We start from the raw sequence: 26,042 nt of genomic DNA, 5'->3' as shown, positions 1-26,042 counted from the left end.
ATGATTGCCGACAGCGTGCGCGCTATTTGGTGCCGGGAATTGCAGCGCGACGACATATCGGTCGACGATGATTTCTTCACCCTCGGCGGCCAGTCCCTGATCATGGTCAAGATCCAGGGTGCCTTCATCGAGGAGCTGGACGTCGAGGTCCCGATGGACCAGATGTTCCTCAACCCGACCGTGGCCTCGATCTCCGAGTACATCGAATCGCTGGGTGCGGTGACCGCTCCGTAGCAGCAAATCTGTCGGGTGCTGTGGGTGTCCCGCCGGCGGGACACCCACAGGTCCCATGTGTATTTATCCCGCGAGTTCGCACGGCTAGCATTTTCTTTATGCCCGGCTGCGGCCGTTGGAATCCAAAAACCACTCGGTTGGAGAGGTGCCATGTACGACGTAATTGTCATAGGTGCCCGTTGTGCGGGTTCGCCGACGGCCATGCTCTTCGCGCAGCAGGGATATCGCGTCCTGCTCCTGGAGAAAGCGCGCTTTCCGCAGGACACGCTGTCGTCGCACTACATCCACATGCAGGGCGTGGCACTGCTCAACCGGTGGGGGCTGCTCGACAAGGTCCGCGACTCGGGCGCCACACCGATCACCGTCGAGAGCTACGAGGGCCCCGGCGTCCGCATCGAGGGCTTCTCCCTGCCGATGGACGGCCTGACGACCACGTACGCGCCGCGGCGCTTCGTGCTCGACCCGATCCTCGCGGAAGGTGCCGTGGCGGCCGGCGTCGAGTTCCAGGAGGGCTGCGCGGTCAACGACCTGATCGTTGAGGACGACCGGGTCGTCGGGGTGCGCTACACGACCCCCGGCGGCGCCGAGGCGACCGAGCGGGCCCGACTGATCGTCGGCGCGGACGGCATGCGCTCGCTTGTGGCCCGCAAGGTCGGTGCGCCGAAGGTCATCGAGCACGCGCGCTCGACCTGCGTCTACTACAGCTACTGGTCCGGCGTCCCCTCGATCTTCGAGCTGTACGAGCGGCCGGGCAGCTGGGTCGCCGCCGTACCGACCAACGACGACCTCAAGCTGATCATGACCTACTTCCCGCAGGACGACTACAACGAGGTCCGCAAGGGCGTGGAGCCCGCCTACCTCGACGCCGTCCGCACCACCGCCCCCGACCTGTGGGAGCGGATGCAGGGCGGCAAGCGCGAGGAGCAGATGTACGGCACGGGCCACCAGGAGAACTTCTTCCGCAAGGCGTACGGGCCCGGCTGGGTCCTGGTCGGCGACGCGGTCAACCACAAGGACTCCATCACCGCCCGCGGCATCACCGAGGCCTTCGTCCAGGCGCAGTCCCTCACCGACCGCATCGGGGAGCGGCTGCACGACGATGCCGCGCTCAAGACGGCCCTGCGGCGCTACGAGAACGACCTCGGCGACGAGGCCCTCAGCCAGTACCAGGGCGCCCTCAACGTGGCCGAGCTCAAGCCCGAGGGGCGCACCGACATGCTGCGCAAACTGGTCGGCCACCAGGAGCACATCGACCGGTACTTCTCGACGCTGTCCGGGGCGTGCTCCATCGACGACTTCTACAACGAAGAACTCCTGACCCTGCTCGATTAGAGCCGAGTGACGACTTGCTCCCTGGTAACGCCGATTTGGAGACACAATGATCCCGTTGTCGTTCGCGCAGCGTCGGCTGTGGTTCGTGGACCGGTTCGAAGGCCCTTCGCCGACCTACAACGGCGCCTTCGCCATGCGACTGACCGGTGAGTTGGGCGTGGACGCGCTGGAGTCGGCGTTCCGCGACGTCATCGACAGGCACGAGGTCCTGCGTACGGTGATCGTCGAGGGCGACGACGGCATCCCGCACCAGCAGGTCCTTTCGCCGGGGGACAAGCCGTTCCATCTCTCGGTCGTCGAGGTCGCGCAGGACAAGCGGGCGACGGCGATCGACGAGGCGGCCAAGGAGACCTTCGACCTGGCCGCCGACGCGCCGATCCGCGCCACCCTGGTGCGGACCGGACCGCTCGAGCACACCCTGGTCCTCGTCGTGCACCACATCGCCCTGGACGGCGAGTCCCTCGGGCCGCTGCTCCGCGACCTCACCACCGCCTACGCCGCCCGCGTCCAGGACCGGGCCCCGGCGTGGGAGCCGCTGCCGGTGCAGTACGCGGACTACACGCTGTGGCAGCAGGACGTACTCGGCGACGAGACCGACCCCGAGAGCCTGGCGGCCCGCCAACTGGCTTACTGGCGCGAGGCGTTGGCCGACATGGCGCAGCCGCTCGCGCTGCCGACGGACCGCGCGCGCCCGCGCACGATGAGCTCCGCCGGCGATCTGGTCGAGTTCCCGATCGCCGCCGATCTCCTGACGGCCGTCGAGAAGCTGGCCGCCGAGCAGGACATCACGGTGTCGATGGTCATGCACTCGGCGCTCGCGGTGCTCCTGCACCACCTCGGCTGCGGCGACGACGTGCCGATCGGCGCGCCCATCGCGGGCCGCACCGACGAGGAGCTGCGCGACCTCGTCGGCTTCTTCGTCAACACCTGGGTGCTGCGCGTCGACCTCTCCGGCAACCCGACCTTCCACCAGCTGCTCCAGCGGGTGCGGGACCGGGCCCTTGCCGCGTACGACAACCAGGACATGCCCTTCGAGCGGCTTGTGGAGCTGCTCAACCCGGACCGCTCCACCGCCTACCACCCCTTCTTCCAGGTGATGCTCGCCTGGCAGGAGCCCCTGGGAGAACTGGAGTTCGCCGGACTCGGCGTCGAGTCCGAGCCCCTGGAGACCGGGACGGCCAAGTTCGACCTGTTCTTCAACATGGTCCCGGACGGCGCGGGCGGGGCCGGCGTCCGCCTGGAGTACTCCACCGCCCTGTTCGACCGGGACACGGTCGAGGCCCTCGCGGAGCGTTTCGTACGCGTACTGAGCCGGCTCGTCGCCGACTCGCAGCGCACCATCGGCGCCGTCGACGTGCTCGACGACGCCGAGCGTGACCGGCTGCTCGTCCAGTTCAACGACAGCGCCGCCGAACTCTCCGAGCTGACGGTTCCGGAGCTGTTCGAGAGCCAGGCCGCCAGGACGCCGGACGCCCCGGCGATCGAGTGCGACGGCCGCACACTGACCTACCGCGAGCTCGACGAGCGGGCGGACGACGTCGCCCGCGAGCTGATCCGGCGCGGAGCCTCGCCCGAAGACCTCGTGGTCCTCGCCCTGCCGCGCACCGAAGACCTCGTCGTCGGCCTGCTCGGCATCCTCAAGTCCGGCGCCGCCTACCTGCCGATGGACCCGCAGTACCTCGCCGGCCGGGCCGAAGGCGTCCTCGCCGAGGCACGCCCGCGCTTCGTCGTCACCGACACCGCGACGTGGCAGCAGCTGCCGCAGAACGACATGGCGAGCATCAACCTCGACCACCGCGCCGAATGGGGCGGTCCCGGCGAGCAGCAGGGCGGCACGCGCCGCATACCGGGTCTCGGACCCGACAACCTCGCGTACGTGATGTACACCTCCGGCTCCACGGGCAAGCCCAAGGGCGCGGCGATCACCCACCGCAACGTCGTCAACGGCGTGCGGGAACTGGTACGCGTCCTGGACGCACCCCCCGGCTGGCGCATGCTGGCCGGCACCTCGGTCAACTTCGACGTCTCGGTCTTCGAGCTCCTGACCACCCTGACCACCGGCGGTACCGCCGAGGTCGTGCCCAACGCCCTCGCGCTCGCCGAGCGCGACAGCTGGGACGGCCAGGTCATCAGCGCGGTCCCCTCGGTGCTCGGCGAACTGGTCGGCCACCTGGACAAGACCAGCGACGTGCGCACGGTCGTCTTCGCCGGCGACGTGCTCCCGGCCCGCCTGGTGCGCCAGGTCCGCGAGGCCCTGCCCGGCGTGCAGATCGTCAACTCCTACGGACAGAGCGAGAGCTTCTACGCCACCACCTTCTCCCTCGCTCCCTCCGTGGAGTGGACGGACAACGAGGTCGCGCCCATCGGCACCCCGCTGGGCAACATGCGCGCCTACGTCCTTGGCCCCGGCCTCGCCCCGGTCCCGCAGGGCGTGATCGGTGAGCTCTACGTGGTCGGCACCTGCCTGGGCCGCGGCTACCACGACCGCCCCGTCCTGACCGCCGAGCGCTACGTGGCCAACCCCTTCGGCCCGGCCGGCGAGCGGATGTACCGCACCGGAGACCTGGCCCGCTGGAACGCCGACGGCCAACTGGAGTGCATCGGCCGCGGCGACGGCCAGGTCAAGGTGCGCGGCTTCCGCATCGAGACGGCCGAGGTCGAGGCGGCGATCACCCAGCACCCCGGCATCAGCGAAGCCGTGGTCATCAGCCGCGAAGTGCCCACCGGCGGGCGGCGGCTCGTCGCGTACGTCGTGCACACCGGCGAAGGAGCCGTCGGTGACGACGGCGCCGGCGGCATCGGCGACGTCGACGTGCAGTCCGGCGCCTCCTCCGCCGAACTGCGCAAGTTCGTCGCGGCCCGGCTGCCCGACTACATGGTGCCCTCCGCCTTCGTGGCCCTCGGCCGGCTGCCGCTCGGCCCGACCGGCAAGCTGGACCGCTCGGCGCTGCCCGAGCCGGAGTTCCTCGGCGAGGCCTACCGCGAGCCGCGCACCGAGGCGGAGAAGATCATCACCGCGGCCTACGCGGACGTGCTCGGCGTGGACCGCGTCGGCATCGACGACGACTTCTTCGCGGTCGGCGGCGACAGCCTGCGCTCGATCCAGGTCGTGGCCCGCACCCGCGCCAAGAACCTCGACCTGACCACGCGCGAGATCTTCGAGTGCCGCACGGCGGCCCGCCTCGCCGAGGTGGCGTCCGCCCGTGGCGAGCGGGCTCCCGTGCTCGCCGAGCTCGCGGGCGGCGGCGTCGGACCGATGCCGCTCCAGCCGGTGGCCCGGCACGTGTTCGAGCACGGCGGCGGCACGGACCGCTTCGCCATGTCGATCGTCCTCGAACTGCCCGAGGGCATCGACGCCGACGGCCTCGCCGCCACCCTGGACGCGGTGCTCGACCGGCACGACCTGCTGCGCGCGCAGCTGCTGCGCGGCGCCGAACTCTCCCTCGACGTACGCCCGCAAGGCGCCGTACGGGCCGCGGACCTGATCCGCGAGGTGCCCTGCGACGGCCGGTGGGACGATCCCGCCGCGCTCGAGGCGGCCAAGGCGGAACTGGACGCCTCGGTCGGACGGCTCGACCCGGCGGCCGGCACCATGGCCGACTTCGTCTGGTTCGCCCCGGAGTCGGGCGCGGGCAGGCTGCTCGTGGTCCTGCACCACCTCGTGGTGGACGGCGTCACCTGGCGCATTCTCATGTCGGACTTCGCCGAGGCCTGGCAGCAGATCCGCTCCGGCAAGACCCCCGAGCTGCCCGCCGTCGGCACATCGGCCCGCCGCTGGGCATCGGCCCTGGAGGACGAGGCGCTCTCCCCGGAGCGCGAGGCGGAACTGACGTTCTGGCGCGACATGCTCGAAGCGGCCAACCCGCCGCTGGGCACGCGCGCGTTCGACCCGGCCGTCGACGTGATGTCCACCCTGGACACCGTGCGGGTACAGCTGCCCGCCGACGTCACCGAAGCGGTCCTGACCAAGCTGCCCGCCGCGTTCAAGGCCACCGGCACCGACGTGCTGCTCGCCGCGCTCGCCCTCGCGGTCAACCGCTGGCGCGGCGCGGACCGCTCGACCCTGGTCCGCCTGGAGGGCCACGGCCGCGAGGAGGAGGTCGTGCCCGGCGCCGACCTCTCCCGTACCGTCGGCTGGTTCACCAGCATGTATCCGGCGCGGATCGACGTGCGCGAAGCGGGCGGCCTGGCCGACGTGCTCTCCGGCGGCCCCGCGGCCGGCCGGGCGGTCAAGCTGGTCAAGGAGCAGCTGCGCGCCGTCCCCGACAAGGGCCTCGGCTTCGGGCTGCTGCGCTACCTCAACCCGGAGACCGCCGAGCAGCTCGCCGAACTCCCCGTGCCGCAGATCGGGTTCAACTACCTCGGCCGGATCTCCGGCACCGACGTGCCCGAGCACCTGCGCGCCCACGGCTGGGGCCCCGCGGCGGACTGGTCCACCGAACTCATCCCGGCGCCCGACCCCGACCTGCCCGCGCTCTCCGCGCTGGAGGTCAACTCCGTCGCCACGGACACCGCCGACGGCACCCGGTTGCAGACCGTCTTCATGTTCCCCACCGGCGTGCTCTCCCGCGAGGAGACCTCCGAACTGGCCGAGCTGTGGGTCGAGGTGCTGCACGGCATGGCCGCGTACGCCGCGCGCCCCGGGATCGGCGGGCTCACCCCGTCGGACGCCCCGCTCGTCACGGTCCGCCAGGACGAGATCGAGACCTGGGAGGAGCGCTACGGCCGCCTCGTCGAGGTGTGGCCGCAGGCACCGGGCCAGTCCGGCATCCAGTTCCAGGCGGCACTGGCCGACGGCGCCTTCGACGTCTACCACATGCAGTTCGTGCTGCACCTGTCCGGACACGTCGACCCGGCACGCATGCGGGCGGCAGGACAGGCGCTCCTGGACCGGTATCCCAACCTGCGCTCCGCCTTCCTCACCGCCGCCGGCGGCGATCCCGTACAGGTCGTGGCGGAACACGTCGCCATCCCCTGGCGGCACATCGACCTGACCGGGCAGGACGAGGCCGGTCACGAGGCGGCGCTCGACAAGGCCCTCGCCGAGGACCGCGCCGACCAGCTCGACCCCGCCCGGCCGCCGCTGATCCGCCTCGCGCTGCTCACCTGCGGTCCCGAGCAGGCCAAGCTCATCATCACGGCGCACCACACCCTGTTCGACGGCTGGTCGTCACCGGTCGTCATCAAGGACTTGATCCAGCTGTACGCCGAGGCCGACGAACTGCCGCCGGTCCGCAGCTACGGCGACTACCTCTCGTGGCTCGCCGCGCAGGACCGCAAGGCGACGGCCGCCCGCTGGGCCGCCGAGCTCGACGGCTTCGACCAGCCCACCCTGATCGCCCCGGACTCGCCCGCCGTCGAGGAGGAGGAAGCCACCTCCCTCGGGCGCGTCGAGGTACCGCTGTCGATCGACAAGGGCCGCGAACTGGCCCGCCGCGCCGCGGAGCTCGGCGTCACCCTCAACACGCTGCTCCAGGGCGCGTGGGCGATCCTCCTCTCCAAGCTGACCGGACAGCAGGACGTGGTCTTCGGCGCCGCCGTCAACGGCCGCCCGGCGGACCTGCCCGGCTCGGACGAAATGGTCGGCCTGTTCATCAACACCCTGCCGACCAGGGCGTACTGCCGGCCGGAGCAGACCGCCGGCGATGTCATCACCGATCTCCAGACCCGGCAGATATCCCTGCTCGACCACCACTACTACGGCCTCGCCGACATCCAGCGCGGCGTCGGCCTGCCCGCCCTCTTCGACTCGATCGTCGTCTTCGAGAACTACCCCATCGACCGCGAGGGCATCGTCGAGGCGAACACCTCGGCGGGCTTCACGATCGACGCCATCCGCCCGTTCGCGGGCTCGCACTACCCCCTCACCCTCAACTCCTCCGACCCCTACCTGCGGCTCTCGCTCGACTACCAGCGCAACCTCTACAGCCGCGAGTCGGCCGAGGCGATCGCCGCACGTCTGGTACGGGTCCTCGAGCAGGTGCTCGCCGACCCGAAGACGCAGGTCGGCGCCATGGAGGTGCTCGCCGATGACGAACGCGACCGGCTGGTGCGGCAGATCAACGACACCGCGCACCCGGTCGCCCCGGACACGCTGCCCGGCGCCTTCGAGGCGCAGGCCGAGCGCGACCCCGACCGCATCGCCCTGATCGGCGACCAGGAGAGGCTGACGTACGGCGAGTTCAACCGGCGCGCCAATCAGCTGGCGCACTGGCTGGTCGAGCAGGGCGCCGGTCCCGAGCAGCTGGTCGCGGTGCGCGTCCCGCGCTCCGTGGACCTCCTCGTGGCGATCTACGCGGTGGGCAAGGCCGGCGCGGCCTACCTGCCGGTGGACACCGAACTGCCCGAGGACCGCGTACGGCACGTCCTGGACAGCGCCGCGCCGCTGCTCGTGCTCGACGGCAAGCTCCCGGACGTCTCCGCCTACCCGCAGACCAACCCCGAGCGCACCCTGACGCCGGACAACGCCGCCTACGCCATCTACACCTCGGGCTCCACCGGCGGCCCCAAGGGCGTCCAGGTGGCCCACCGCTCGATCATGAACCGCCTGAAGTGGGGTCTGTCGCACTTCGACGTGGGCGCCGACGACCGGGTCCTTCTGAGCACGTCGGCGAGCTTCGACGTGTCGGTGCCCGAGCTGTTCGCGCCGCTCCAGGTCGGCGCGGCCATCGTGATCGCCCGCCCGGACGGGCGCCGCGATCCGGCCTACCTCGCCGAACTGATCAGGCGCGAGGGCGTCACCGGCGCGGACTTCGTGCCCTCCCTCCTGGAGGTGTTCGTCGCCGAACCCACGGCCAAGGAGTGCACGAGCCTGCGCTGGATCGAGGTCGCGGGCGAGGCGTTCCCGCCCGCCCTCGCCAACAAGGTCAGCGAACTCCTGCCGGGCTGCGGCGTCCACAACCTCTACGGGCCCACCGAGGCATCCGTCGAGGTCACGGCCTGGCAGCACGTGCCCGGCGCGGACCGGGTGCCGATCGGCACGCCGGTCTGGAACACCGAGGTGTACGTGCTCGACGCGGCCCTGCGTCCCGTCGCACCCGGAGTCGCCGGCGAGCTCTACCTCGCCGGCGCCGGGCTCGCCCGGGGCTACCTCGGACAGACCGGCCTGACCGCGAACCGCTTCGTCGCCTGCCCGTTCGGCGCACCGGGAACCCGCATGTACCGCACCGGCGACCTGGTGCGCTGGACCACGGACGGCCAGGTCGAATACCTCGGCCGCACCGACTTCCAGGTCAAGGTCCGCGGCTTCCGCATCGAGCTCGGCGAGATCGAGTCGGCGCTGACCGCGCACCCCGACGTCGAGAGCGCGGTGGTCGTGGTCCGCGAGGAGCGCGCCGGTGACCAGCGCCTGGTCGGCTACGTGGTGGCGGGCAACGGCAAGGAACCGGCCGCCCTTGACCTCACGGCCCTGACGGACCTGGCCAAGGAGCGGCTGCCGGAGTACATGGTCCCCTCGGCACTCGTGCCGCTGGCCGAGCTGCCCCTGTCACCGAGCGGAAAGCTCGACCGCAGGGCCCTTCCGGCGCCCGACCACACCGAGGCCGCGGCCGGACGCGGGCCGCGCAACCACACCGAGGAAGTCCTGTGCCGGCTCTTCGCCGAGCTGCTCGGCGTGGAGGAGATCGGCATCGACGTCGACTTCTTCGACCACGGTGGCCATTCGCTGCTCGCCACCCGGCTCACCGGCCGGATACGCAGCGAGCTCAACGTCGACGTGAAAGTCACGACGGTGTTCCGCAGCCCGACCGTCGCCGATCTGGCGGCCCGGATCAAGAAGTCGGGTACGTCCAAGCGCCCCCAGCTGCGACAGATGAACGTGCAGGAGTAGCGACGATGATTCCGTTGTCCTTTGCCCAGCGCCGGTTGTGGTTCCTCCATCGCCTGGAAGGCCCGTCCGCGACCTACAACATCCCGTTCGTGCTGCGCCTGGAGGGGCCGCTCGACACGGCGGCCCTCTCCGCGGCGGTGACGGATGTCGTCACCCGGCACGAGAGTCTGCGTACCTTGATCGTGGAGGACGCTGACGGCACGCCGGCGCAGCAGATCCTGCCCGCGCAGGAGGCGGCGCTTCCGCTGCGGGTGGTCGACATGGCCGCGGACGCGCTGGACGCCGCGATGAACGAGGCCGCGCGCCAGGGCTTCCACCTGGACACGGATCTTCCCCTGCGGGCGACCGTCTTCCGCCTCGCCCCGCAGGAGCACGTGCTGATGTTCGTGTTCCACCACATCGCCGCGGACGGCGCGTCGATGGGCCCCTTCCTGCGGGACCTGTCGTCCGCGTACGCGGCCCGCCACCAGGGGGGCGCGCCGGAGTGGGCCCCCCTGCCGGTGCAGTACAAGGACTACACGCTGTGGCAGCAGCAGCTGCTCGGCGACGAGGACGACCCGGACAGCATCGCCGCCGGGCAACTGGACTACTGGCGCGAGGAACTGGCCGGGGTGCCGCAGCCGGTGCAGCTGCCGCTCGACCGCCCGCGGCCGACGGTGGCGAGCCACCGCGGCGGCCACGTCTCCTTCGAGCTGGAACCCGAACTGATCGCCGGCCTCGGCAAGCTGGCCGCGAACTGCGGCGCCACGGCGCCGATGGTCGCCCAGGCTGCCCTCGCCGTACTGCTGCAGAAGCTGGGCGTCGGCGACGACGTGACGATCGGCAGCCCCATCGAGGGCCGCATGGACGAGGCGCTCGCCGAGCTGATCGGCACCTTCATCAACACCTGGGTGCTGCGCACCGACCTGTCGCACGACCCGACCTTCGGTGAACTCCTGGAGCAGGTGCGGGACAAGTCCCTCGCCGCGTACGACAACCAGGAAGTGCCCTTCGAGCGACTGGTGGAACTGCTCGACCTGGAGCGCTCCACCGCCTACCAGCCGCTGTTCCAGGTGATGCTGGCCTGGCAGTTCGTGTGGCCGCAGATCGAGATGCCGGGCCTCAAGGCGTCCCTGGTCTCGGCGGGCACCGACACCGCCAAGTTCGACCTGTACTTCAACATCGTCCCGGACGCCTCCGGGCGCGCCTACGGACGCCTCGAGTACGCCACGGAACTCTTCGACCACGACACGGCCGCCGACATCGTCGACCGGTTCGTGCGCATCCTGGAGCAGGCGGTCGCCGATCCCGCCAAGCGTCTCGCACGCCTCGACGTACTCGGCGACGACGAGCAGCAGTGGCTGCTCCACACGGCCAACGACACCGTCGAGCCCACGCTCGATCCGGGCCTGGTCGAGCTGGTGACGCGGCAGGCGCGGACGACACCGGACGCGCCCGCCGTCATCGGCGAGGAGACGTCGTACACCTACGGAGAGCTGGAGGCGCGGGCCAACCGCCTCGCGCACTGGCTGATCGACCGAGGGGTGCGGCCCGAGTCCCTGGTGGCCGTCCGGCTGCCCCGGTCCTCGGACCTGGTGGTCGCGCTCCTCGCGGTCCTCAAGGCCGGCGCGGCGTACATACCCATCGACCCGGACCACCCCGGCTCCCGCATCGACTACATCCTCGACGACTCCCGCCCCGCGCTCGTCCTCGACGCCGGGACACTGGCCGGCGCGGACCTGGCCGGATACGCGGACACGGCGCCCGCCCCGCGCGTCGCGCCGGACAACACCGCGTACGTCATCTACACCTCGGGCTCCACGGGCAACCCGAAGGGCGTGGCGATCTCCCGCGGCGCCCTCGCCAACTTCCTCGCCACGATGAGCCGCCGGGTCCCGCTGACGCCCGCCGACCGGTGGCTCGCGGTGACCACCGTCTCCTTCGACATCGCGGCACTCGAGCTGTACCTGCCGCTGATCACCGGAGCGGCGGTGGTGCTCGCGGGCAAGGACACCGTCTTGGACCCCTCGGCCGTCATGGCGACGGTACGCGGCCACGAAGTCAGCGTCGTACAGGCCACCCCCGCCTTCTGGCAGATGCTGGTCATGCACGAGCCGAACGCCGCACGGGGCCTGCGCGTCCTGGTCGGCGGCGAGGCCCTGCCCGCACGCCTCGCCGGGACACTGGCCGGCGAGGCCGCCGAAGTCCTCAACGTCTACGGCCCGACCGAGACGACCATCTGGTCGACCATGGCGCCCGTCCAGACCGGGACGGGCGTGGCGATCGGCGCGCCGATCGGCAACACACAGGTGTACGTGCTCGACGCCGCGCTCCGCCCGGCCCCGCGCGGGGTCCAGGGCGAGCTGTACATCGCGGGCGACGGCCTGGCCCGCGGCTACTTCGGCCGCCCCGGACTGACCTCGGAACGGTTCGTGGCCTGCCCGTTCGGCCCTGCCGGAGCGCGCATGTACCGCACCGGCGACCTCGTGCGGTGGAGCAAGGACGGCCGCCTCGAATACGTCGGACGCACCGACTTCCAGGTCAAGGTCCGCGGCTTCCGCATCGAACTGGGCGAGATCGAGCACGTCCTCGCCGGACACCCCGATGTGGCGCAGGCCGTGGTCATCGTCCGCGAGGACAAGGAGGGCGACAAGCGCCTCGTCGGCTACGTGGTGCTCGAATCGGACGCCGCGCGGGCCGACGCCGACGCGGACGGAGACAACCCTCTGCTCGCGGAGCTGCCCGAGTACGTGCGCGGACGCCTCCCCGACTACATGGTGCCCTCCGCCCTGGTGCCGCTCGCGGAGATCCCGCTGACCCCGAACGGCAAACTGAACCGGCGGGTCCTGCCCGTACCGGACTACACGCAGGCCTCGACCGGCAGGGCGCCGCGCAACGAGCGCGAGGAGATCCTCTGCGCGCTGTTCGCCGAGGTGCTCGGCCTGGAACAGGTCGGCATCGACGACGACTTCTTCGCCAGCGGCGGCGACAGCATCCGCTCCATCCAGGTCTCCGCACGCGCCAAGGCCCGCGGCACGGCGGTCAGCGTCCGGGAGATCTTCGAGCACCGTACGGTCGCCCGGCTCGCGGAACTGATCGAAGGCAAGACGGAAGAGCCGGGCGTGACCCTGGCCGAGCTGCCCGGCGGCGGCGTCGGGTGGGCCCCGCTGCCCCCGATGGCGGCGCACGTCCTCGGGCTCGGCGGCTCCATCGCGCGGTTCTCCATGTCCCAGCTCCTCACCCTTCCCGAGGGCATCGACCGCGCGGGACTGCTCGCCACGCTGCAAGCCGTCATCGACCGGCACGACGTGCTGCGCTCCCGGCTCGCCCGGACGCAGCCGGGCCTGCAGATCGACCCGCCCGGCAGCGTCGAAGCGGGCACGCTGCTGCGGGACGCCGCCCACGACGCCGATGTGCACGCCGAGCTGGACGCAGCCGCGGGACGCCTCGACCCGGATGCCGGTGTCATGGCGCAGTTCGTGCACTTCACCTCCGACGCGGACACGGGCGCCGACCGGCTTCTTGTCGTACTGCACCACCTGGTCGTCGACGGAGTGTCGTGGCGCATCCTGGTGCCGGACCTCGCGGCCGCCTGGCAGCGGATCAAGGCCGGGCGCGCCCCGGAACCGGCGGGCACGGGAACCTCGCTGCGTCGCTGGACGCACGCCCTGGCCGACGAGGCGGTCACCGCGGAGCGCGCGGCCGAACTGCCCGCCTGGCAGGAGATCCTGAGCGGCGACGAACCCGTCCTCGGCGCGCGGGAGCTGGACCGGACGCGCGATGTCGCGGCCACCGTGGACACGGTGAAGGTCAAGGTTCCGGCGGACGTGACGCGGACCCTGCTCGACACGGTGCCCGCCGTGTTCCGCGGCGGAGCCGACGACGGCCTTCTCGCCGCCCTCGCCCTCGCCCTCGCCCACTGGCGCGAGACGCGGGGCGTGAGCGTGTCCCCGACGCTGGTACGCCGGGAAGGACACGGCCGCGAAGAGCACGTGGCACCCGGCGCGGACCTGTCGGGCACCATCGGCTGGTTCACCTCGACGTTCCCGGTCCGCATCGACCTGGCCGGCATCGACGTGGCCGACGCGCTCACCGGCGGCCCCGCCGCGGGCCGGGCGCTCAAGGCCGTCAAGGAGCAACTGCGGTCGGTGCCCGGCACCGGCATCGGCTACGGCCTGCTCCGCCACTTCAACCCCGACACCGCCGCCGCCCTCGCCGCGGAGCGCGAACCGCAGATCGGCTTCAACTACCTCGGCCGGACCTCGGACGCGGACCTGCCCGAGGATCTGCGCGGCCAGGGCTGGACGCCGGACACCGCGCACCGGGACCTGATCGCGGCACCGGACGCCGACATGCCGGTCCTCTCCGCCCTGGAGATCAACGCGGTGGCCGCCGCCACACCCGCCGGCGACGAACTGACCGCCTACTTCGGCTTCCCCACCGGCGTCCTCACCCGCGACGAGGTGACCGAACTCGCCGGCCTCTGGGTCAAGGCACTCACCGCCCTGGCCCGGCACGCGCAGACCCCCGAAGCCGGCGGCCTGACCCCGAGCGACGCACCCCTGGTCGACGTCGGCCAGGACGAGATCGACGCCTGGGAGACCCGCTTCGGCAAGCTCGCCGAGATCTGGCCGACGACACCGGTGCAGTCCGGGATGCTCTTCCACACGAAGCTCGCCCAGACGCCGTTCGATCCGTACCACATGCAGCTGGTGTTCCACCTCTCCGGCAAGGTCGACCCCGACCGGATGCGGCGGGCCGGGCAGGCACTTCTGGTGCGCCACCCCAACCTCCGCGCCGCGTTCGTCGACCGGGCCGACGGCGACGACGTACAAGTGGTCACGGCCGAGGGGCTCACCCTGCCCTGGCAGCACCTGGACCTGACCGCGGCCGGCGCGGCGGAGCGCACCGAGACGTTCGAGCGGTTCCTCACCGAGGACCAGAACGCCCACTTCGACCTGAGCGCCCCGCCGCTGATGCGCCTCGCGCTCGTCGACACCGAGCCCGGCCTGGCCGAACTCGTGATGACCCTCCACCACGTGCTGCTCGACGGCTGGTCCATCCCCCTGCTCATGCAGGACCTGCTCCTTCTCTACGCGTCCCACGGCGACCCGGCCGCCCTGCCCGGCACCCGCGGCTACGGCGACTTCCTGTCCTGGCGCGCGGAGCAGGACACGGAGGAATCCGCACGCGTGTGGGCCACCGAGCTCGAAGGGGTCGGGGAGCCGACGCTGCTCGCCCCCGCCACCGAGCGCGCGGACGAAGAGGGCGTCGACCAGGTCGACATCGCGCTTCCGGTCGACGAGGCCGTCGAACTCGTGCGGCGGGCCGCCGAGATGGGCGTCACCGTCAACACCCTCGTCCAGGGCGCCTGGGGGCTGCTCCTGAGCCAGCTCACCGGCCGCCGGGACGTCGTGTTCGGCGCCACCGTCTCCGGGCGCCCGCCCGCGGTGACGGACGTGGACACGATGGTCGGCCTGTTCATCAACACCCTTCCCGTACGCGTCGAGCACGCGCCCGGCGACACCCTCGGCGAAGTCCTGGGCAGGCTCCAGGACCGGCAGGCCACCCTGCTCGACCACCACTACTACGGACTCACGGAGATCCAGCAGACCGTCGGCCTGCAGGCACTGTTCGACACACTGGTCGTCTTCGAGTCCTACCCGATCGACCGGGACGGCCTCGACGCCGCCACCGACGCCGCGGACGGCATCGCCATCACCGGCCTGCGCCCGTCCACGGCCACCAACTACCCGCTGGCCCTGATGGCCGCGGTCGACCCGCACCTCCAGCTCACCTTCCAGTACGCGCCCGGCATCTTCGACCGGGACACGGTGGAGGTGTTCGCGGCCCGCTTCCTGCGCGTCCTGCGGCAGCTGGCGACCGCCCCCGAGGCCGTGGCCGCCCGCGTCGACATCCTGGAGCCGGCCGAACACCACCGGCTGCTCACGGAGTTCAACGACACGGCCGCCCCCACGCCGGACATCACCGTCAACGGCCTCGTCGAGGCACAAGCGGCGCGCACCCCGGACGCGGTCGCCGTCATCGCCGACGGCACCACGCTCACCTACCGCGAGGTGAACGCCCGGGCCGACCGCCTGGCGCGCGAACTCGCCGGGCGCGGGGTGGGCCGCGAGTCGGTGGTGGCGCTTTCGCTGCCGCGCTCCGCGGACCTGGTGGTCGCCCTGCTCGCGGTCCTGAAGGCGGGCGGCGCGTATCTGCCGGTCGACCCCAAGTACCCCAGCCACCGTCTCGAAGCGATCTTCGGGGAGGCGCGCCCGCACCTGGTCCTGACGGACTCCGGGACGGTCGCGGTGCTGCCGGAGCACGACGCGCCGGACGTCTTCCTCGACACGCTCGACCTGTCCGGCGACGACGACACACCAGGACCCGAACTCCCGGTGCTGCACGAGCAGTTGGCGTACGTGATGTACACCTCCGGCTCCACGGGCAAGCCCAAGGGCGTCGCCATCACCCACGCGAACGTCGTCAACGGCGTGCTGCGGCTCGCCTCCCGCGTGGGCATGGAACCGGGCAAGCGGCTCCTCGCCGGCACCTCGATCAACTTCGACGTCTCCGTGTTCGAGATCTTCACGGCCCTCGCCACCGGCGGCGTCGTCGAACTCGTCCGCGACGTCCTGGTCCTCGGCGAGCGGGAGAGCTGGAGCGGCAGCGTCATCTCCACCGTCCCCTCCGCCTTCGCTGAGATCGCCGACGACATCTCGGGGCGCACCAGCGTCGAGACGGTCGTCTTCGCGGGCGAGGCCCTGCACTCGTCGCTCGTCGAGAAGGTGCAGAAGGCCTTCCCCGGCGTACGCGTCGTCAACGCCTACGGGCAGAGCGAGTCGTTCTACGCCACCACCCACACCGTCACCGGCGACGCGCGGGGCCAGGCGGGCAACGCGCCCGTCGGCACCCCGCTCGGCAACATGCGCACCTACGTCCTCGGCCCCGGCCTCGCGCCGGTGCCGCAGGGCACGATCGGCGAGCTGTACGTGGGCGGGAACGTGGGCCGCGGCTACCAGGGACGGCCCGAACTGACCGCCGAGCGCTTCGTCGCCGACCCGTTCGGTCCGGCCGGCGCGCGCATGTACCGCTCCGGTGACCTGGCCCGCTGGAACGCCGACGGCAGCCTCGAATACGTGGGACGCGGGGACGCGCAGGTCAAGGTGCGCGGCTTCCGCATCGAACCCGGCGAGGTCGAGGCCGCGATCACCGCGCACCCCGACGTCGCCCAGGCAGTCGTCATGGCACGGCAGGGCGCGGGCGCGGGCAAGCACCTCATCGCGTACGTGGTGCCCTCGGGCGAGACCACATCCGAGGAGGTCCGCAAGCACACCGGCGAGCGGCTGCCCGAGTTCATGCTGCCCTCCGCCTTCGTGCTCCTGGACCGGCTGCCGCTGATGCCCAACGGAAAGCTGGACCGGGCCGCCCTGCCCGAGCCGGAGTTCCAGGGCGCCCCCTACCGTGCGCCGCGCACCGCCCGCGAAGAGGCCCTGGTCAAGCTGTTCGCCGAAGTACTCGGCCTGGACCGGGTCGGCATCGACGACAGCTTCTTCGAGCTCGGCGGACACTCCCTGCTCGCCACCCGGCTCATCAGCCGGGTCCGTGCCGAGATGGCGGTAGAGATCCCCATCCGCAAGATCTTCGACCTGCCGACGGTGGCCGAACTCGCACCCTGGTCGCAGGAACCGGCTGCTCCAAGTCGCCCCCGTTTGCGCAAGATGTTCGTAGAGGAGTGAAGCAATGATTCCGCTGTCATTCGCACAACGCCGTTACTGGTTTCTGCACCAACTGGAGGGTGGGGAGACCTGGAACATGTCGGCGGCGTTGCGGCTGACCGGTCCGCTGGACCAGCCGGCGCTCGCCGCGGCGATCCGCGACGTGATCGAGCGGCACGAGATCCTGCGCACCACGTACGTGACGAACGACGAGGGTGTGCCCCACCAGCGGATTCTGCCGGTGGAGCAGGCGCGGACCGAGCTGCCGGTGGTCGAGGTGGCGCCCGACGGTGTGTCCGCGGCGATCGACGAGGCCGTCGCGCACGGCTTCGACCTCGCGGCCGAGAACCCCTTCCGGGCGACCCTGATCCGCACCTCGCCGCAGGAGCACGTCCTGGTCGTGGTCGTCCACCACATCGCCACGGACGGCAGCTCCAGCGCACCCCTGGCCCGGGACCTGGCCGCGGCCTACTCCGCCCGCCGGGACGGCAAGGCGCCGCAGTGGGAGCCGCTGCCCGTGCAGTACAAGGACTTCACGCTCTGGCAGCGCGAAGTGCTCGGCGACGTCGCCGACCCGGACAGCCTCGCCGCGGCGCAGCTGAAGTACTGGCGCGAGGAACTGGCCGGGGTGCCCCAGCCGCTGAGCCTGCCGCTGGACCGCCCGCGGTCCGCCGAGGTGACCACGTCCGGCGACAACGTCGGCTTCGTCGTGAAGCCCGAGGTCGGGGCCGGCCTGGAGAAGCTGGCCGCCGAGCGCGGGATGTCCATGGCGATGGTCGTCCAGGCCGCGCTCGCGGTGCTCCTGTCCAAGCTCGGCGGCGGGGACGACGTGCCGGTCGGCAGCCCGATCGCCGGGCGCACCGACGAGGCCCTGAACGACCTCATCGGCTGCTTCGTCAACAACCTGGTCCTGCGCGTCGACCTCTCCGGCGACCCGTCGTTCACCGACGTGCTCACGCAGGTCCGCAACAAGGCCCTCGCGTCCTACGAGCACCAGGAAGTGCCGTTCGACGTACTGGTCGAGGAGCTCAACCCCGACCGCTCCGCCGCGTACCGCCCGCTGTTCCAGGTGATGTGCGGCTGGCAGAACTTCGAGAAGCCGGTCCTCGAATTCCCCGGCCTCGACGTCGAGTTCCAGCAGGCCCTGACGACCAAGACGATGGTCGACCTGTTCTTCAGCATGACCATCGACGACTCCGGGTCCCTGTACGGAGACATCCAGTACGGCACCCAGCTCTTCGACCGGGACACGGTCGAGGCCATGGCCGACCGTTTCGCGCGCGTCCTGGAGCAGCTGGCCGCCGATCCGGCCGTGTGCGTCGGGGACGTCGACGTGCTGAGCGCGGAAGAGCGCGAGCGGCTCCTGGTGGAGGTGAACGACACCGCCGCGCCGACCCTCGAAGACGGCCTCGTCGAGGCGGTGACCAAGCAGGTTCAGACCACCCCGGACGCACCGGCCATCATCAGCGACGAGGAGTCGCTCACCTACCGGGAACTGGACGTCCGCTCCAACAAGCTGGCGCACTGGCTGGTCGACAATGGCGTACGGGCCGAGTCCCTGGTCGCCGTCTGCCTGCCCCGGACCGTGAACCTGATGGTGGCGCTCCTGGCGGTCCTCAAGTCCGGCGGCGCCTACGTGCCCGTCGACCCGTCCCACCCGCGGTCCCGCATCGACTACGTCCTCAAGCAGGCCAAGCCGGCGCTGGTGCTCGACGCCGAGACGCTGGCCGGCGCCGACTGCTCCGCGTACCCGGACACGGCTCCGCAGGTGACCGTCCGCCCCGACAACACCCAGTACGTCATCTACACGTCGGGTTCCACGGGCATCCCGAAGGGCGTGACGATCCCGCGTGGCGCGGTGGCGAACTTCCTGGCGAGCACGCAGCGGCGGTTCCCGCTGGCGCCGGGGGAGCGGATGCTGTTCAGCACGACGGTGTCGTTCGACATGGCCAACACCGAGCTGTACCTCCCCTTCGTCTCCGGCGCGACCATGGTCATGGCGACCAAGGACACCGTCACCGACCCGTCCGCCGCCCTGGAGTTCATCCACCGCCACGAGATCAGCGCGGTGCAGGCCACGCCCGCGTTCTGGCAGATGCTCCTGACGCACGAGCCGGACGCCGCCAAGGACCTGCGCATCATGACCGGCGCCGAGCCCGTCCCCGCCCGCCTGGCCGAGACTCTCGCCGAGCAGGCCGTCGAGGTGGGCAACTGGTACGGCCCGACCGAGACCACGACCTGGTCCACCATGGCGCCGATCAAGGCCGGGGGCGGCGTGGCGATCGGCACGCCGGTCGGCAACACGCAGGTGTACGTCCTCGACGCGCGGCTGCGGCCGGTTCCGCGCGGCGTGGTGGGCGAGCTGTACATCGGCGGCGCCGGAATGGCCCGCGGCTACCAGGGCCAGCCGGAGCTGACCGCGGAGCGCTTCGTGGCCAGCCCGTTCGGGACCGGCGGAGCACGGATGTACCGCACCGGCGACCTCGTGCGCTGGAACAGGAACGGCCAGCTCGAATACGTCGCGCGCACCGACTTCCAGGTCAAGATCCGCGGCTTCCGCATCGAGCTCGGCGAGATCGAGCACGTACTCGCCGGCCACCCCGGCGTGGCGCAGGCGACGGTCCTGGTCCGCGAGAACAAGGACGGCGACAAGCGCATCGTGGGCTATGTGGTGCCCGCGGCAGACGCCGGGTCCGACGCCGCTCAGGAGACCGCGCCGCTGCTCGACGAACTGACGGAGCACCTGCGCGGACGCCTCCCGGAGTACATGGTCCCCTCCGAGCTGATACCGCTCACGGAGATCCCGCTGACCCCGAACGGCAAGCTCGACCGGGCGGCGCTGCCGTCCGAGGACACCAACGTCGTGGTCGGCCAGGCGCCGCGCGACTCCCACGAAGAGAAGCTGTGCGCCCTCTTCAGCGAGCTGCTCGGCCGGGAGAACGTCGGCATCCACGACGACTTCTTCGCGCTCGGCGGGCACTCGCTCCTCGCCACCCGGCTCAGCGTCCGTATCCGCAAAGAGCTCGAGATCAACCTGCCGCTGCGCACCATCATCAAGTTCCCCACGGTGGCCGAGCTGGCCTCGCTGATGAAGATCGGCGCCATCCCCGTCGACAGCCCCGACCCCCTCGGCGTCGTGCTGCCGCTGAACAACGACCCCGGCACCGGCAAGGAGCCCGTGTGGTTCTTCCACGGCGGCGGCGGCCTCGGCTGGGCGTACTTCAGCTTCGTGCCGTTCGTGCAGGACCGTAAGGCCTACGCCCTGCAGTCCCGCGGCTCCGACGGCTCGGACAACCTGGTGGGGTCCGTCGAGGAGATGGTCGACGACTACATCGAGGAGATGCTGAAGATCCAGCCGGAGGGGCCCTTCTACCTCATCGGCTGGTCCTACGGCGGCACCGTCGTGCAGGCCGTCGCGGAAGGACTCGACCGGCGCGGGCACGAGATCAAGCTCGTGGCCATCCTGGACTCCCAGCCGGGCGGCATGGGGTGGACGGAGCTCCACGCCAACAAGACCCTCGCGGACTACCGCGAGGAGCTCGAGGTCTTCTTCGGCCAGTACATCGGCACCGACAACCAGCAGGACTTCATCGACGACATGTCGAAGGTCCTGGCCAACAACTCGAACCTCATGATGAATTTCGAGTCGCCGGTCTACCGCGGCGACGTGGTCTTCTTCAGCGCGACGCTCAAGGACGAGCTGTACGACCACCTGTGGCGGCCCTACGTCCTCGGTGAGATCGAGGTGCACGACGTGCGCGCCACGCACCACGAGATGAACATGCCGGGACCCGTGGCCGAGGCCTTCGAGGTCATCAACCGCAAGCTGGCGGAATGACCGGGCGTCGGTCTCCCGCAGCCGGTACAGCGAACCATCGACTGGATGATTGGGGTGGGTCGGGATGACAGAGCCCGGCAAGTCCGCGGAGCACGGCGATCAGACCACGCTGCTGTGCGTGCCGTTCGCGGGAGCAGGTCCTTCGTTCTTCCACCCGTGGCGGGATCTGGCCGCGGGCCGGTGGCGGGTGACCTCGGTCGAACTGCCGGGCAGGGAGCGGCGGATCCTGGAGGAGCCGTACCGAAACGTCGTCGAAGCGGCCAAGGGCTCGATCGACGACATCGTGGCGGACCTCGGCCCGGACGCGCGGACCGTGCTGTTCGGGCACAGCCTGGGCGCGGTCCTCGCCTACGAGCTCGTCCACCTGCTGAGCGCGCGCGGCGTACAGGTCGAACGGCTTGTCGTCAGTGGTTCGCCGGGGCCGTGGACCCAGCGCGAGCGCCGGGCGACGGGGCTCCCGGACGAGGAATTCCTCGCCAGGGTCGAGGAGTTCGCGGGCTTCCGGCACGAGGCGCTCGACCACCCGGAGATGCGTGAGCTGATCCTGCCCACATTGCAGGCCGACTGCGAGATGCACGAGAACTACGTGCCGAGCACCGACGTACCGGTGTCGGTGCCGATCACCTCGCTGCGCGGCGACTCCGACGGCCTCGTCACCGCGGAGGAGGGCCGGCAGTGGCAGGCGGCGACCACGGCTGGGTTCAGCTACGTCGAGTTCCCCGGCGACCACATGTACCTGGTCGATCTCGGCCGCGAGGTGCTCGACGTGATCGAGGGGGAGTCCGCGCGCGCTCACGCACCCGCGGGGGAGGCGGCGTGAGGACGTCGGCGATCTCGGTCTCCGGGCTGCGCAAGGCGTACGGGAGCAAGACCGTGCTCGACGGCATCGACTTCGATGTCGCCGCGGGCTCGGTCTTCTCCCTGCTCGGCCCGGACGGGGCGGGCAAGACAACCACGATCGACGTCCTGACGACGCTGCTGAGGGCCGACGCCGGCACGGTGCGTGTCGCCGGGCACGACGTGGCGACCGAGCCCGGGCAGGTGCGCGCCGCCATCGGCGCGATGGGTCGGTCCGCGGCGGTGGACGAGCTGCTCTCGGGCCGCGGGAACCTGCGGCGGATGGCGGACCTGAAAGGCGTGCGCTCCGACAGCCGGGTGGTGGGGCGGCTCCTGGAGCGGTTCGACCTGGTGGAGTCGGCGGACAGTCTGGCGGCGACCTACTCGGCCGGTATGCGCCGCAAGCTCGACCTGGCGATGACGCTGGTCGGCGACCCGCAGGTCATCTTCCTGGACGAGCCGACCACGGGCCTGGACCCGCGCGGCAGGCGCACGGTGTGGGGGATCGTCCGCGAGCTGGTGGCCGAGGGCACCACCATCTTCCTGACCACCCGGTACCTGGAGGAAGCCGACCAGCTCGCCGACCAGGTCGCCGTCCTCGACCGGGGCCGCCTCGCGGCCCGGGGCACCCCCGAGGAACTCAAGCGCCGGATTCCCGGCACGCATGTCCGGTTCCGCTTCGCCGACCTCTTCGAACTCGACGCGGCGGCGCGGGTCCTGGCCGGATCCGTCCGGCAGGACGAGGAGCTGACCCTGCGGGTGCCGAGCGACGGCGAGTCGAAGTCGCTGCTCGCTCTCCTGGGCCGGCTGGACGCGCACGCGATCAACGCGCGGGAGTTCTCCGTGCACACGCCGGATCTCGACGACGTGTTCCGCGCCGACGCGACGGCGTTCACCGATCGCCGCGCTCAAGAAGCGAGCGTGACACTGACCGGCTGACCGACCGGCTCGAACCGACCGGTCAAACCTCCCTGAGCCGCCCCGGCGACCGCGTGTCGCCGGGGCGGCTTCTGCGCGTGGTGGGCGGGCTGTGCCTGCTGCGTGTGGCGGTTGCGTGCGAAGACGACCAGGCGCAGGACGGCGAAGCGGGCGATGCCGGCGAGTGCGGACGCGCCGAGGTAGACGGTCTGCTCCAGGAGGGCGCCGGGGGTGGCCACCAGGTGGTGCAGGAGGAGCATCGCCAGGCAGGTCACGAGGTATGCGGCGGCGGCTGATCCGGCGGACTGCGTGTGCTGGCGCCGGGTGGCGCGGCTGCCGGCGCCGAAGGTGAAGCGGGCGTGCAGTTCGGTCGCGAGCAGGGTGGAAAGCACGGTGACCGCCGCGTTGGCCAGGCTCCAGGGCATCCAGGATGCAAGGGCCGTCACGGCGAAGCTGGAGGCGATCCCCACGCCGCCGCCGCAGAGCGTGAAACGGGCGAAGGCGAGGAAGGTGCCGGGCGCCGCCTGCTGCCGGCTCTCCGCTGTCTCCATTGCTCCCACCCCTTTTGCTGTTTCCCTCGCACTGACCGATTCGGCAGTGGTGCCATCATGGCACACACGTGGCGCCATGGCGACCCTTTATTGGCTCCGTGCGCGTCATCGGTGGCGTATCGACATCAAAGAGGCCATGGAGGCGCAGGTCGACGACTTAAGCCGGGAGTTGGGGCACACCGGAACGCGACGCGGAACACGGCACTGAAAGCCTGGCTCAATTTCTACGGCTCCCGGCTTACGCCTTCCTTAACCGCAGCCTGACCTGCGGCCCCAACGCGGCACACCGTGGGTGCCACAGTGGCTCGCTATGGCGCAGGTTGTGTGCCATGGTGGATCGGTCGGTCCACTGAACGAAGCAACTGCGGATCCCCCCACGAGAGGACACCGATGAGCCGAACCGTTCCCGTACCGCACGGCCTGCCCGTAGAACGCGACGCGGGACCCTTCGACCCGCCCCGCCGGATCACCGAGCTGCGCGAGTCACGCCCCGTCAGCCCCCTGATCTTTCCCGACGGCCACGAGGGCTGGTTGGTCACCGGTTACGACGAGGTCCGCCGGCTCATGGCGGACACCCGGTTCAGCTCCCGCCAGGACATCGGCCCGCTCCACATGCCGTACGAGATGCCCGGCATGCCCCCCGTCACCGAGCCGTCCCCGCAGGAGCCCGGCCTCTTCATCGGCATGGACCCGCCGGACCACACGCGGCTGCGGCGCATGCTCACCGGCGCCTTCACCGTCAAGCGCATGAAGATGCTCGAAGAGCACATCAACGACATCGCCGAGCGGCAACTGGACGAGATGGCGCGCCTGACCCCGCCGGTCGACCTGATGAAGGAGTTCGCGCTGCCGGTGCCCTCGCTGGTGATCTGCGAACTGCTCGGCGTTCCCTACGCGGATCGGAAGACCTTCCAGGCCAACTCCACCAAGTTCCTGGAGAAGGACATCTCGCTCGACGAGAAGATCGCCGCGTTCACCGGCCTGACCACGTATCTCTCGGAACTGGTCACGAGCAAACGCGCCGCCCCGGAAGAGGACATCCTGTCCGACCTGGCCCGCAACGACGACCTCAGCATCGAGGAACTGACCGGCATCGGTTTCCTGCTCCTCATCGCGGGCCACGAGACCACCGCCAACATGCTGGGCCTTGGCACCTTCGCGCTCCTGGAGCACCCCGGGCGACTGGCCGAACTGCGCGCGGACCCGGAGCTGCTGCCCGAAGCGGTCGAGGAGTTACTGCGCCACCTGTCCGTCGTCGACATCCTCTACCGCTACGCCACGGAGGACATCGAGCTCGGCGGCGAGACCATCGGCAAGGGGTCGACCGTCCTCGTCTCCCTTCTGGCCGCCAACCGCGACCCCCGGCGCTTCGACGACCCCGACACCCTGGACGTCCACCGCGCGGCCCGCGGTCAACTGGCCTTCGGCCACGGCGTCCACCAGTGCCTCGGCCAGCAACTGGCCCGCATCGAGATGCGCGCCGGGTTCGCCGGCCTGCTGCGCCGCTTCCCGACCCTGGAACTGGCGATCCCCGCGCGGGAAGTGAAGCTCAAGACCAACATGAACATCTACGGCGTCCACGCACTCCCGGTCACCTGGACGGGATCGGCCTCCTGAGACGGGGGACAGCCTCGTAGAACGCGGCCGGGGCGGCGTACACCGACGGTATGTCGGAGTGCGCCGCCCTTCGGCGTTGCGGTTGCCGCTCCGCGGATGCGTTGCCGCTACTTCGCGTCGCGGTTGTAGACCGCCTTCGACCAGCGGTAGCCGAGCGCCGTCAGGCCGACGCACCAGGCCAGGGCGATCCAGCCGTTGTTGCCGATCTCGGTGCCGAGGAGCAGTCCGCGCAGGGTTTCGATGGCCGGGGTGAAGGGCTGGTACTCGGCGATCGGCTGGAACCAGCCCGGCATGCTCTCCAGCGGGACGAAGGTGCTGGAGATGAGCGGCAGGAAGATCAGCGGCAGGGCGTTGTTGCTGGCGGCCTCGGCGTTCGGGCTGACCATGCCCATGCCGACCGCGATCCAGGTGAGGGCAAGGGCGAACAGCGTGAGCAGCCCGAATGCCGCGAGCCACTCAAGAGCCGTGGCGTCCGCGGAGCGGAAACCGATGGCCACACCGACCGCGCCCACGAGGACCACGCTGGCGATCGACTGCAGCACACTGCCGACGACACGGCCGATCAGCACGGACCCGCGGTGGATGGCCATCGTGCGGAAGCGGGCGGTGATGCCCTCGCTCATGTCCATGGAGACGGAGACCGCCGTGCCGGTGGTGGTGGCGCCGATGGTCATCAGGAGGATGCCGGGGACGATGTAGGCGATGTAGGCGTCGCGGCCCGCGCCGCCGCTCATGGTGTCGCCGAAGATGTAGACGAAGAGCAGCAGCAGCATGACCGGCGTGAGCAGCAGTTGCAGGGTCAGCGAGGGGTAGCGCCGGGCGTGCAGGAGGTTGCGGCGCAGCATCGTGGACGAGTCGCGCACGGCGAGGGACAGGGAACTCATCGGGCGGTCTCCTTGGACTGGGCGGGGACGGCGGCCGGGCCGGTCAGGGCGAAGAACACGTCGTCGAGGTCGGGGGTGTGCACGGTCAGCTCGTCGGCTTCGATGCCGGTGGAGTCCAGCCAGTCGAGGATGGCGCGCAGCTCGCGCTGGGTGCCGTCGCTGGGGATCTGCAAGGAGAGGGACTCGTCGTCGCGCGTGACTTCGCCGAGGGCCAGCGCGGCGGCCTCGTACGTCGCGGGATCGGAGAAGCGCAGTCGTACGTGTCCGCCGGGGATGAGGCGCTTGAGTTCTTCTGCCGTGCCT

10 protein-coding genes and 1 pseudogene are annotated in these 26,042 nt (G+C 70.8%); 8 read left to right on the top strand and 3 right to left on the bottom strand.

Annotated elements, in window-relative coordinates; translation table 11 throughout:
• From IE226_RS37035 to IE226_RS37005, 7 genes are all read left to right on the top strand, one after another.
• Positions 1 to 234, top strand: a complete 234-nt coding sequence (locus IE226_RS37035; protein ID WP_190085895.1) for an acyl carrier protein — start codon at positions 1 to 3, stop codon at positions 232 to 234.
• A gap of 150 nt (positions 235 to 384) precedes the next feature.
• Positions 385 to 1,566 (top strand): NAD(P)/FAD-dependent oxidoreductase, encoded by a 1,182-nt coding sequence (locus IE226_RS37030; protein ID WP_190085894.1) that lies wholly within the window; start codon positions 385 to 387, stop codon positions 1,564 to 1,566.
• A gap of 46 nt (positions 1,567 to 1,612) precedes the next feature.
• Positions 1,613 to 9,394 (top strand): non-ribosomal peptide synthetase, encoded by a 7,782-nt coding sequence (locus IE226_RS37025; RefSeq protein WP_190085893.1) that lies wholly within the window; start codon positions 1,613 to 1,615, stop codon positions 9,392 to 9,394.
• Positions 9,395 to 9,399: 5 nt separating this feature from the next.
• Positions 9,400 to 17,115, top strand: a complete 7,716-nt coding sequence (locus tag IE226_RS37020; RefSeq protein ID WP_190085892.1) for a non-ribosomal peptide synthetase — start codon at positions 9,400 to 9,402, stop codon at positions 17,113 to 17,115.
• Positions 17,116 to 17,119: 4 nt separating this feature from the next.
• Entirely contained in the window at positions 17,120 to 20,932 is a 3,813-nt protein-coding gene (locus IE226_RS37015; protein WP_190085891.1) for a non-ribosomal peptide synthetase, read from the top strand.
• 64 nt (positions 20,933 to 20,996) lie between these two features.
• Entirely contained in the window at positions 20,997 to 21,752 is a 756-nt protein-coding gene (locus tag IE226_RS37010; RefSeq protein WP_190085890.1) for a thioesterase II family protein, read from the top strand.
• The gene (locus IE226_RS37005) at positions 21,749 to 22,708 is read left to right on the top strand and encodes an ATP-binding cassette domain-containing protein (protein ID WP_190085889.1); all 960 of its coding nucleotides are present in this window, start codon (positions 21,749 to 21,751) and stop codon (positions 22,706 to 22,708) included. The genes IE226_RS37010 and IE226_RS37005 overlap by 4 nt, the downstream gene beginning before the upstream one ends.
• Here IE226_RS37005 and IE226_RS37000 read toward each other — a convergent pair.
• Positions 22,678 to 23,238 carry a GtrA family protein gene (locus IE226_RS37000; protein WP_229871776.1) on the bottom strand — a complete coding sequence of 187 codons (561 nt, stop codon included), beginning with the start codon at positions 23,236 to 23,238 and terminating at the stop codon, positions 22,678 to 22,680. The two genes, IE226_RS37005 and IE226_RS37000, sit on opposite strands and share 31 nt — an antisense overlap.
• A 390-nt stretch (positions 23,239 to 23,628) precedes the next feature.
• Between IE226_RS37000 and IE226_RS36995 the strand changes: the two genes are divergently transcribed.
• Positions 23,629 to 24,855, top strand: coding sequence for a cytochrome P450 (locus IE226_RS36995; protein ID WP_190085888.1), 1,227 nt, complete (start codon positions 23,629 to 23,631; stop codon positions 24,853 to 24,855).
• A 107-nt stretch (positions 24,856 to 24,962) separates the two neighbouring features.
• Here IE226_RS36995 and IE226_RS36990 read toward each other — a convergent pair whose 3' ends face one another.
• A complete protein-coding gene (locus IE226_RS36990; RefSeq protein ID WP_190085887.1) occupies positions 24,963 to 25,739 on the bottom strand; it encodes an ABC transporter permease in 777 nt (258 codons plus the stop codon).
• A pseudogene (locus tag IE226_RS36985) lies at positions 25,736 to 26,042 on the bottom strand (ABC transporter); the annotation flags it as partial. The gene IE226_RS36990 and the pseudogene IE226_RS36985, both read right to left, overlap by 4 nt.

The sequence above is a fragment of the Streptomyces longisporoflavus genome (genome assembly GCF_014649775.1).
GTDB lineage: Bacteria > Actinomycetota > Actinomycetes > Streptomycetales > Streptomycetaceae > Streptomyces > Streptomyces longisporoflavus.
The sequence above is the reverse complement of the archived record's forward strand: the minus strand, read 5'-3'. Positions and strand labels throughout refer to the sequence as shown.